Consider the following 10,813-nt stretch of genomic DNA (forward strand, 5'->3'; position numbering starts at 1 on the left):
CCAGAGACGATCGGGGTTACGTGAACGGGGTCGAAAAGGCCGTCGGCGGCGATAGCGGTTGCTTCTTCCACCGCCGAACGCTGTTGAAATTGCCGTTGGTGCTGGCGGGCGCCGCCGCCCTGGCCCGGGCGCCCCGCGCCGCCGCGCAACCGAGGCCCGGCGCGGGTCCGTGGTCGCCCGACCGCGCCGACCGCTGGTACCGGGCGCAGGGGTGGCTGGTCGGCGCCAACTACGTCACGTCGACGGCCATCAACCAGCTGGAGATGTTCCAGGCCGACACCTTCCACCCGCTGCGCATCCACGTCGAGCTGGGCTGGGCCCAGTCGGCCGGGCTCAACACCGTGCGGGTGTTCCTGCACGACCAGCTCTGGGCGCAGGACTACCGGGGGTTCCAGGCGCGCCTCGCGCAGTTCGTCGCCATCGCGGCCGACCACAACATCAAGCCGCTCTTCGTGTTGTTCGACTCCTGCTGGGACCCGCTCCCGAAGGCCGGTCCGCAGCGCGCGCCGACGCCCGGCGTGCACAACTCCGGGTGGGTGCAAGGTCCGGGCGCCGAACGCCTCGACGACCGCGGCTACCTCGGCACGCTGCGCGACTATGTCACGGGGGTGATCACCCAATTCCGCAACGACGACCGCGTTTTGGGTTGGGACGTGTGGAACGAGCCCGACAATCCGTCGCGCCACTATGCGTCCGTCGAGCGGGCGGACAAGCAGCAGCTGGTCGCCGACCTGCTGCCCCAGGTGTTCGCCTGGGCGCGCGCGGTCGATCCGGCCCAACCGCTGACGAGCGCGGTCTGGCAGGGCGAGTGGGACACCGGCAGCACCGACGTCATCAGCGGCATTCAGCTCGACAACTCCGACGTGATCACCTTTCACTCCTACGGCGAGCCCGCCGACTTCGAGAGGCGCATCGACGCGCTGGCCCCGCTGGACCGACCGATCCTGTGCACGGAGTACCTCGCTCGGCCCCTGGGCAGCACCGTCGCCGACATCTTGCCGATTGCCAAGCGGCGCAAGGTCGGTGCGCTCAATTGGGGACTCGTCGCGGGCAAGACCCAGACCTACTTTCCGTGGGACTCGTGGGAGCATCCGTACCCGTCGATTCCGGACGTCTGGTTCCACGACCTGCTGCAGTCCGACGGGAGGCCGTTTCGGGACGACGAGATCCAGACGGTGCGTCAGCTGACCGGCGGTGCGATGCATCTCGGGCCTCAGTAAGCGCGCAACCTCGGTATGGGAACCTATGGGTTGCCATCCCGACCTTGACACCGCGGCGACCGCCGCCGCCGCAACGGAGCCGAAAATGCCTGCAAAAGCGCCGGAAACCTCGCGTCATCTGGAGGTGGAGCGCAAGTTCGACGTCGTCGATTCCACGGTGTCGCCGTCGTTCGAAGGCATCGCCGCGGTCGCCCGCGTCGACAAGTCACCGATCCAGTCGCTGGACGCCACCTACTTCGACACCCCGGCGCAGGACCTGGCACGCAACAAGATCACACTGCGGCGCCGCACCGGCGGCTCCGACGCCGGCTGGCATTTGAAGCTGCCGGCCGGGCCCGAGGCCCGCACCGAGGTCCGCGCCCCGCTGGACGCGTCGGAACCCGACACCGTGCCAACCGAATTGCGCGACATCGTGCTGGCGATCGTCCGCGACCGCCCGCTGCAACCCGTGGCCCGCATCAGCACCGAACGCGAGACCCAGGTGCTCTACGGCGCCGACGGCGTCGAGCTCGCGGAGTTCAGCAACGACCACGTCACCGCCTGGGCGGCCGGCGGCTCCGACGGCACCGACGCCCCGCCCGCCCCGCAGGAGTGGCGCGAGTGGGAACTCGAGCTCGCCGAGACCAACGGGGCGCCCAACACCGAGCTGTTGAGCCGGCTCAGCAATCGGCTGCTCGACGCCGGAGCGGCGCCCGCCGGGCACGGGTCGAAGCTGGCACGCGTCCTCGGCGCGACGGCGCGCCCCGACGGGGCGGTACCCGCCGACCCGGTCCACCGCGTGGTGGCCGAGCAAATCGACGAGCTGCTGGCGTGGGACCGGGCCGTGCGGGCCGACGCCGACGACGCCGTGCACCAGATGCGCGTGACCATCCGCAAGCTGCGCAGCCTGCTGGCCGACTCCCAGGACTCGCTGGGATCATCGAACACCGCCTGGATCCTCGACGAGCTGCGCGAGCTCGGCAACGTGCTGGGCGCGGCCCGCGACGCCGAGGTGCTCGCCGAGCGCTACGAGAAGGCGCTGGACAGGCTGCCGGCCGAGCTGGTGCGGGGCCGCATCCGGGAGCGCCTCGTCGAGGGCGCGCGTCGGCGCTACCAGACCGGGCTGCGGCGCTCGCTGATCGCGATGCGCTCCGAGCGCTATTTCCGGTTGCTCGACGCCCTCGACGCGCTCGTGACCGAGGCGCCCGCCGCCGTATCCGGCGACGACCAGCCCCCGGTGACCATCGATGCCGCCTACAAGAAGGTGCGCAAGGCCGCCAAGGCCGCCGCCCGGATCGATCCGGCACACGAGCACGAGCACGACGAGGCGCTGCACCGAATCCGCAAGCGCGCCAAGCGGCTTCGCTACACCGCGGCGGCCACCGGCGCTGACCAGGTATCCGAGCAGGCCAAGGCCATCCAGGCGCTGCTGGGCGATCACCAGGACAGCGTGGTCAGCCGCGAGCACCTCAGCCGTCAGGCGCAGGCCGCGCACACCGCCGGCGAGGACACCTTCACTTACGGCCTGCTGTACCAGCAGGAGGCCGACCTGGCCGAGCGGTGCCGCCAGCAGCTCGACGCCGCGCTGCGCAAGCTGGCCAAGTCGGTGCGCTAAGCGTCGTTAACCGCTAAGCGGGGCGGGCGAGTTGGCCTGTAAGCCGGATTCTGTTCCCCGCCGTCGCGGCGTAGCAACGGCGGCGGGGCGGCGACCATCCATCTGGACACACCGTCACCGGGTGCCTCGAGCGGCCTACCCGCAGGCTCGGGCGAGCAACCCTCGAACGCCTGCGCGGCCGCACTTGCGTGCGGCCTTCTTGGCCTTGCTTCGGGTGGGGTTTGCCGAGCCACTCCGGTCACCCGGAGTGCTGGTGCGCTCTTACCGCACCGTTTCACCCTTACCACCGCGAGGGTGGCGGTCTGTTTTCTGTGGCACTTTCCCGCGAGTCACCTCGGATTGCCGTTAGCAATCACCCTGCTCTGTGAAGTCCGGACTTTCCTCGAACCGCCTCGCGGCGGCCCGCGGCCGCCCGGCCAACTCGTCCGCAGCAACACGGTACTCGCTGCGCAACGCCCTGACCAGCGACGGCGCCGGGACGCGCCATTGCCCAATCTTTCACATCATTGCTAAATAAGCGTGTTGGTGCCAGGCTGACCGCATGACAGATACCGAAGGGTTTGTCGATCAGTCGATGACGGGTCTCGCGGAGCCGCAGCCGATGTACAAGGCGTTGCGCGAAACGAGCCCCGTGTTCCGGTCGCCGCAGGCGGTCGTCCTCAGCCGCCTCGCCGACATCGAGATGGCCCTCAAGCACACCGAGTTGTTCTCGTCGAACATGGACGCCGTCGACCTCGGCAACATCCGGCCGATGATCCCGCTGCAAATCGACCCGCCCGAGCACGCCAAGTATCGGCGCATCCTCGATCCGCTGTTCACCCCGCGCGAGATGGCCCGCCGCGAGCCGGGTGTCACCGAGCTCGTCAACGAGATGATCGACCGCTTCGCCGATCGCGGCGAGTGCGACTTCCACGCCGAGTTCGCGGTGCCACTCCCCTGCACGGTTTTCCTGCAGCTGCTCGGCCTGCCGCTCGACGACCTCGACCAGTTCCTGGAGTGGAAGGACCGCGTCATCCGGCCGGAGGGCGAAGCGGGGTTCGACCGCCGCCACGAGACCGGCGCTCCCACCGCGCAAAAGATCTACGACTACTTCGACCGCGCCATCGACGACCACATCGCCCACCCGCGCGACGACGTGCTGTCGGCGATGATCGCGGCGACCATCGAGGGCCGGCCCCTGTCGCGGGAGGAGCTGCTCGACATCTGCTTTTTGTTCCTGATCGCGGGGCTGGACACGGTGACGGACTCGCTGGACTGCTTTTTCGTCTACCTGGCCCGGCACCCCGAGCACCGCCGCCAGCTCGTCGAGCAGCCCGACATCCTGCCGAGCGCCATCGAGGAGTTGTTGCGTTGGGAGACACCGGTTCCCGGCGTGGCCCGCGTCGCCATGCAGGACGTCGAGATCGGCGGGTGCCCGATCAGCAAGGGCGAGCGGGTCAGCCCGCTGCTCGGCGCGGCCAATACCGACCCCGCCGAGTTCCCCGACCCGGAGGTGGTCGACTTCACCCGCAACCCCAACCGGCACCGCGCCTTCGGCGGTGGGCCGCACCGCTGCCTGGGGTCGCACCTGGCGCGCATGGAGCTGCGGGTGGCGCTGCGCGAATTCCACCGGCGCATCCCCGATTACCAGATCAAGCCCAACACCCAGCTGGCCTTCACCGCGGCGCTGCGGTCGGTGGAGTCGCTGCCGCTGGTGTTTCCGGTGCCATGACTCGTGTTACCTTCGACGCCGACCGCTGCACCGGGCACGGCCGCTGCTACACCCTGGCCCCCGACGTCTTCGACGCCGACGAGGTCGGCCACTGCGTCGTGCTGGTCGAGGAAGTCTCGGGGGCACTCGAGGCGCAGGCCGTGACCGGCGAGCAGAACTGCCCCGAGCAGGCGATCACGCTGTCCCGCTGAGCTTTACGCGAAGCACACCACGCTGCGCGCCCCGCGACCGGCCGTCATGTCGGCGAACGCCGCCTCGACGTCGTCGATGCCGATCCGGCGCGTCACCAGCGCCTCGAGGTCCAACCGTCCGCGTATGGCGAGCTCGGCGAGCACCGGGATGTCGCGCGCGGGGTCGCTGGCGCCGTAGACGCTGCCCTGGATGGTCTTGCCGTCGGCCATCAGCGACAGCGCGGGGAACGTCACCTCGTCGGCGATGCCGGCGGCGCCGACCAGCGTGACCCTGCCGCCGCGGCGGGTGGCCTCGTAGGCCGCGCGCATCGTGGCCGGCTTGCCCACCACCTCGATGCCGTGATCCACGCCGGCGCCCCCGGTGAGGTCGCGGACCGCGGCGGCGACGTCGGCCTCGCCGGCGTCGACGGTGTCGGTGGCGCCGTTGGCCGTCGCGGCCCGAAGCTGGCCGGCCACCCGGTCGGCGGCGATGATCCGCGCCGCACCGGCCAGCCGGGCACCCTGGATAGCGGCCAATCCCACACCGCCGCAACCGATTACGAGCACACTCTCGCCGGGGCGAACGGCGGCGGTGCGCATCACCGCGCCGACCCCGGTGGTCACGCCGCAGCCCAGCAGCGCGGCCAGGTCGAGCGGCAACGACTCGTCCACCCGGACCACCGCAGCCGCCGGCAGCAGGGTCTCCTCGGCCAGCGACCCGACGCCCATGCCCGGCCAGACCGGGCCCGCGGCGCTGTCGGCGTACGGGGCGCCGTAGGCGTGGTCGTAGCCGTGCACGCACAGCTGGGCCTCGCCGCGCAGGCAGGGCGGGCACGCTCGGCAGGGCACGTTCCAGGTGAGCACGACGTGGTCGCCGGGGGCGACGGTGGTGACATCGCCGCCCACCTCGGCGACGACGCCGGCGCCCTCGTGGCCGAGCGTGGACGGCAACAGCGTCGGTATGGATCCGTCGCGCAGCGACAGGTCGCTGTGGCAGACGCCGCTGGCGCGCAGGCGCACCCGCACCTCGTGCTTGCCGAGCGGGCGCAGCGCGAGTTCCTCCACCGCGGTGGGCCGGCCGACCTCGCGCAGCACGACCGCCTTCATGAGATCCGCACTGTGATGCACGCCATATCGACTTACGATGGGCGGGGCAACCGCAAGCGGTCAAGGGAGACGGGCATGACGGGATCGCCGACGACCACGCGCGACAGCACGACCGCCGGCGACGAGGCGGTCCTGACCATCGCCGGAACGCCGCAGCCCGGCGCGGCCGGGACCTACCCCGTGCGCAACCCGGCCAGGCCCGCCGAGGTCGTCGGGCATGCGCCCGCCGCCGACCTTGCCCAGCTCGACGCCGCGGTGTCGGCGGCGTGGCGGGCGGGGCCGCAATGGCGCGCCCTCGGCGTCGCCGAACGCGTCTGCGCCGTCGCCGCCGCCGCCACCGCGGCGGGCGAGCGGCTCGCCGCCCACGACGGCGCCCGGCTGTACACCCGCGAGCACGGAAAGGTGCTGAGCGAGGCCAACTTCGAGATCAGCACCGGCCCGGGCCTGGCCGCGCTGATCGGATCGATGGCCGAGGCGGCGCTGGCGCCCGAGCAGGTCGACCCCGGCGCGACATACCCACGGCTGCACCGGGAACCGTTCGGCGTGGCCGCGCTCGTGCTGCCGTTCAACTGGCCGCTCGCGCTGACCATGACCAAGCTGGCGTCCGCCCTGACGGCCGGCAACACCGCCGTGGTCAAGGTCCCGCCGACCTGCCCCCTGGCCGCGCTGCAACTGGCCGGGGCCCTGGCCGCCGCGCTGCCGCCGGGCGTGGTGAACGTGCTTTCCGGGCCGGGCAGCGAGCTGGCCCGGGCCCTGGTCGCCCATCCCGGCATCGACCTGATCTCGCTGACCGGCGGCGTCGCCACCGGCCGGGCGGTGATGGCCGCGGCGGCGGCGCACCTCACCCCGGTGCTGCTCGAGCTCGGCGGCAACGACGCGGCGATCATCGCCCCCGACGTCGGGATCACCGACGAGCTGGTGGAGCGGCTGGTGACGGCAACCTACACCACCGGCGGCCAGGTGTGCATGGCGATCAAGCGGCTGTATGCGCCCGCGGCGCGGGTGGACGAGCTGGCCGAGGCGCTGCTGGCGCGCTGCGCGCGGGAGGTGGTCGGCGACGGCCTGGCCGAGGACACCACGCTGGGCCCGCTGCACACCGCCGCCGGGCGCGACCGGGTCGCCAAGCTGGTCGCCGACGCCTCCGCTCGCGGCGCGGCCGTGCGCACCGCGGGGCGGATCCGCGACGCCGACGCCGACTCCGGCGGCTACTTCGCGCTGCCGACCGTGGTCACCGCTGCCGCCCCGGACTCGCCGCTGGCCACCGAGGAGCAATTCGGTCCGGTGCTGCCGATCTTCGGTTACGACGACATCGACGAGGCGGTGACGGCGGCCAACGCGACGGAATTCGGGCTGACGGCGTCGGTGTGGACGGGTGACGACGCGCTGGCCGACCGGATCACCCCGCGGCTGGAAGCGGGCACCGTCAGCGTCAACTGCCACGGCCTGGCCGCGCAGGATCCGCGCCTGCCGTTCGGGGGCTGCGGCCAGTCGGGCATCGGGCGCGAACTGGGCCTCGACGGGATCCGGGCGTTCACCCAGCCCCGGACCTTCGTCCGGCACCCGGTCCCGCGCTAAGTGGCCCCTGCGGACAATGGTCGGACAAAGATCGAGGAAACCCGCACCGCCGAGCGGTCTTTCGGTCCCGACCGGCGGGCGGCCTACTGCGACGACGTCATCAGTGTGTTGCTGGGCAGCGAAGCGTCCAGCACCTTGCGCGCGGTCTCGGCACCGGCGATCGGGAGGCCGTCGGGATCGAGCAGACCGAGTTGGACGAGCACGCTGGCTTGGTCCCAGTAGATGTGCTCGTGCACGAGCTTGTCGTCCTGGAACTGCACGATCGCCACGGTTGGAATCTCCACCGCGCGTCCGGTGGGCTCAATGCCGGGCAGCATGTAATCCATCCGAGTGGTGTGGGTGAAGCGGACGATGAACTCGTCGACGAGCGAGCTCTCCCCGACCGTGCGGCTGACGGGAACGAGTTCGAAGTCGGGAGGGTTCACCCCGATGAAATGGTGCGCGTAAAAGTGCCGCAAGCTCTCGAAGCCGACGCCGCCCGTCATGGTGGGGACGTGGTTCACATATGGTTCGGCCACCATGGTGGACATGGTGGCGTCCACGTCCCGGGTTTCGAACTCATAGCGACAGTGCGCCTCCCACAGCGCGCCAAGATCGTAAGCGGCCATTGCGAGCACCTTTCTACGGGAGTTTCCAGCCTTCGGTTCGCCTGCACGGCAAGGCGTTTCCTGTCCCTGATGCGTATGCGGGCATCGCGAGTACAGTAGTTCGATGAGTGCCGCGCCGTCGAATGAGCGGATGATCGCCGGCGTCGCCGCGGCGTCCGTCTCGCTCGGCGTGGCCGAGCTGGTGGGCATCCCGTTCGACGCGCGCGCCAATGCGCGCACCGCGGTCTCCACCGTGATCGTCGACCTGACACCGGGGCCCATCAAGGAGTGGGCGATTCAGACGCTGGGCTCCTTGGACAAACCCTTCCTCGCGGTCGTCCTGCTCGTGGTCATCGCCACCATCGCCGCCATCGCCGGGACCCTGGAAAGCCGGGGCCGCCCGCTGGGCAGCGCGGTGATCGCCACGGCCGGCGTCGTCGGATGCCTCGCAGTGCTCTCACGGCCGGACGCGACCGCACTCGACACGATCCCCACGCTCGCGGGCGCGGCCTGCGGCGTCGCGGCCCTGCGCTTGCTGACCCGTCGGTCGTGGACCGGCGAGGAAAACGCGGGAGCCGACGGCGACGAGCCGGACGGCCTCCGGCGCGGGTTGCTCGGCTACGGATTGCTCGCATTCGGGGTGGTAAGCGGCGCGGCGGGTGCGGTGATCGCGCGATCGGTCCACTCGGTGGCCGCCGACCGCATCACCTTCGCGCTGCCCCGGCGTCGCACGCCCGCGCCACCGATACCGGCGGATGTGCAACCGAACGGCGTTGCGCTACCGAGCTTTATCACCCCCAGCGCCGACTTCTACCGGGTGGATACCGCACTGGTGGTTCCCCAACTCAGCCGCGGCGACTGGCGGCTGCGCATTCACGGCATGGTGGACCACGAAGCCACCTACAGCTTCGACGACCTCGCCCGCTTCGACGCCGTCGAAACGGTGACCACGTTGACCTGTGTGTCGAATCCCGTTGGCGGCGATCTGATTTCGACCGGCGTCTGGACGGGCTACCGGGTGGCCGATCTGTTGGCGGCGGCCGGGGTGCACCCGGATGCCGACATGGTGCTATCGACGTCGATCGACGGGTTCACCGCCGGCACGCCGGTGCGGGCGGTCACCGACGGCCGCGCCGCGCTCCTGGCCGTCGGCCTCAACGATCAGCCGTTGCCGATCGAGCACGGCTACCCGGCGCGCCTGGTGGTGCCCGGGCTTTACGGGTACGTGTCGGCCACCAAATGGGTCGTCGACATCGAGCTGACCCGCTTCGACCGAGCGCAGGCCTACTGGACTCGCCAGGGCTGGGCGGCGCGCGCGCCCGTCAAGACACAGTCGCGGATCGACGTTCCGAAGGGCGGCCAGCGAGTGCCGATCGGCCCCGTGGTGTTCGGCGGTGTCGCCTGGGCACAGAATCGCGGCGTCCGCGCGGTGGAGGTCCGCATCGACGACGGCGGCTGGCAGCCCGCGCGGCAAGGCGCGAGCTATTCCAACGACACCTGGCGGTTGTGGAGCTTTCCGTGGCAGGCGAAAACCCCCGGGAAACACACCATCACGGTGCGCGCCACCGACAACACCGGAGCCGTCCAGACCGCGGATCGGGTCGGTACCGTCCCGGACGGCGCCACCGGCTGGCACGCGGTGGACTTCACCGTCGAATAGGCGTGAAGCGCTACCTCGACGAAAGTTTCCGCCAGCTGAACGCCGCGATCAGCAGGCCGATCACCACCGTGATCGGGCCGATGACGGACCAGGTCGTCGTGTTGCTCATCGGGCTGCCTTGAAGTACGCCGAACCCCTGAAGCGCCCAGACCAGCCCGAACAGCGCGACGATCAGCCCCAACGCCAGCGTGACGACGAAAGTCCTTCTCATCACAGGGATGCTAGGCGCCGGAGCGCGTCCCGGCGACCCGCCCGAGTGCCCCAAAAGAAGAGAGCAGCCGCCGGCGATCTTTGTATTGATTGCATAGATAGCATTGACACCTCCGGAAACCGGCGACGATAGTCGTCAGGTATGGCGCTGCTGCCAGACCCAGATCCACGGCAGCGACAGCACGTCGTGATCTCGGTCGACGACCACGTCATCGAGCCGCCGGACATGTTCGCCGGCCGGCTCCCCGCCGCGCTCGCCGACCGCGCGCCGCACGTCGTCGAGACCGACGACGGGCGGCAGGTCTGGCGCTACGAAGGCCGGGAGTACCCCAACATCGGGCTCAACGCGGTGATCGGGCGGCCGCACGAGGAATGGAGCATGGACGCCGCCCGGTTCGACGAAATGCGGCGTGGCTGTTGGGATATCGACGCGCGGATCGCCGACATGGACATCGCCGGGATCTGGGCGTCGCTGAACTTCCCGTCGCTGATCGCCGGCTTCGCGGGCACGGTGTTCTGGAAGAGCGACGACCTCGAGCTCGGGCTGGCCACGCTGCGGGCGTGGAACGACTGGCACCTCGAGGTGTGGGCGGGCAGCTACCCCGACCGGATCATCCCGCTGCAGCTGCCGTGGCTGGCCGACCCGCAGCTCGCACCCGAGGAGATACGCCGCAACGCCGCCCGCGGCTTCAAGGCCGTCAGCTTCCCCGAGCTGCCCGCCCAGTGCGGACTTCCGAGCCTGCACAGCGGCGTGTGGGATCCGTTCTTTGCCGCGTGCGAGGAGACCGACACCGTGGTGTGCCTGCACACCGGCTCCGCCCAGTGGGCGCCGATCCCCGCCCCCGACACGCCGTTCGAGACCATCACGACGCTGTTCCCGGTCAACGGCCTGGTGGCCTGCGCGGACATGTTGTGGTCGGGCATCCCGGTGCGCTTCCCGCGGCTGAACATCACGCTGGCCGAGGGCGGGCTCGGGTGG

Annotated in this window: 10 protein-coding genes and 1 other RNA gene; 7 read left to right on the forward strand and 4 right to left on the reverse strand. The window is 70.6% G+C overall.

What is annotated here, in order from left to right; all coding sequences use genetic code 11:
• Nucleotides 1–20: 20 nt before the first annotated feature.
• Nucleotides 21–1,220: a glycoside hydrolase 5 family protein gene (locus AWC19_RS10325; RefSeq protein WP_211284894.1), complete on the forward strand. Its 1,200-nt coding sequence runs from the start codon at nt 21–23 to the stop codon at nt 1,218–1,220.
• 85 nt (nt 1,221–1,305) lie between these two features.
• A complete protein-coding gene (locus AWC19_RS10330) occupies nt 1,306–2,814 on the forward strand; it encodes a CYTH and CHAD domain-containing protein (protein ID WP_085077972.1) in 1,509 nt (502 codons plus the stop codon).
• A gap of 23 nt (nt 2,815–2,837) precedes the next feature.
• On the opposite strand, the gene rnpB is transcribed toward AWC19_RS10330, so the two are convergent.
• An RNA gene (gene rnpB, locus AWC19_RS10335) (RNase P RNA component class A) lies at nt 2,838–3,238 on the reverse strand.
• A 117-nt stretch (nt 3,239–3,355) separates the two neighbouring features.
• On the opposite strand from rnpB, the gene AWC19_RS10340 reads away from it, so the two are divergent.
• Both AWC19_RS10340 and AWC19_RS10345 read left to right on the forward strand, forming a co-directional pair.
• Complete coding sequence (locus AWC19_RS10340; protein WP_085077954.1) at nt 3,356–4,525, forward strand: cytochrome P450; 1,170 nt, start codon at nt 3,356–3,358, stop codon at nt 4,523–4,525.
• Complete coding sequence (locus AWC19_RS10345; protein WP_085077955.1) at nt 4,522–4,716, forward strand: ferredoxin; 195 nt, start codon at nt 4,522–4,524, stop codon at nt 4,714–4,716. Before AWC19_RS10340 ends, AWC19_RS10345 begins: the two co-directional genes overlap by 4 nt.
• Nucleotides 4,717–4,719: 3 nt before the next feature.
• Here AWC19_RS10345 and AWC19_RS10350 read toward each other — a convergent pair whose 3' ends face one another.
• Nucleotides 4,720–5,802 (reverse strand): Zn-dependent alcohol dehydrogenase, encoded by a 1,083-nt coding sequence (locus AWC19_RS10350; RefSeq protein ID WP_085077956.1) that lies wholly within the window; start codon nt 5,800–5,802, stop codon nt 4,720–4,722.
• Between the two features lie 75 nt (nt 5,803–5,877).
• Here AWC19_RS10350 and AWC19_RS10355 point away from each other — a divergent pair, with 75 nt between their 5' ends.
• A complete protein-coding gene (locus AWC19_RS10355; RefSeq protein WP_158090853.1) occupies nt 5,878–7,377 on the forward strand; it encodes an aldehyde dehydrogenase family protein in 1,500 nt (499 codons plus the stop codon).
• 83 nt (nt 7,378–7,460) lie between these two features.
• On the opposite strand, the gene AWC19_RS10360 is transcribed toward AWC19_RS10355, so the two are convergent.
• The gene (locus tag AWC19_RS10360; protein WP_085077958.1) at nt 7,461–7,985 is read right to left on the reverse strand and encodes an ester cyclase; all 525 of its coding nucleotides are present in this window, start codon (nt 7,983–7,985) and stop codon (nt 7,461–7,463) included.
• A 103-nt stretch (nt 7,986–8,088) separates the two neighbouring features.
• Here AWC19_RS10360 and AWC19_RS10365 point away from each other — a divergent pair, with 103 nt between their 5' ends.
• Entirely contained in the window at nt 8,089–9,624 is a 1,536-nt protein-coding gene (locus AWC19_RS10365; protein WP_169718098.1) for a molybdopterin-dependent oxidoreductase, read from the forward strand.
• A gap of 10 nt (nt 9,625–9,634) precedes the next feature.
• Here AWC19_RS10365 and AWC19_RS10370 read toward each other — a convergent pair whose 3' ends face one another.
• A complete protein-coding gene (locus tag AWC19_RS10370; RefSeq protein ID WP_085077960.1) occupies nt 9,635–9,835 on the reverse strand; it encodes a hypothetical protein in 201 nt (66 codons plus the stop codon).
• 141 nt (nt 9,836–9,976) lie between these two features.
• Between AWC19_RS10370 and AWC19_RS10375 the strand changes: the two genes are divergently transcribed.
• The coding region (locus AWC19_RS10375) for an amidohydrolase family protein (protein ID WP_085077961.1) at nt 9,977–10,813 on the forward strand (837 nt) is incomplete at its 3' end.

Origin of the sequence: Mycobacterium palustre (genome assembly GCF_002101785.1) — a bacterium.
GTDB classification, from domain to species: domain Bacteria; phylum Actinomycetota; class Actinomycetes; order Mycobacteriales; family Mycobacteriaceae; genus Mycobacterium; species Mycobacterium palustre.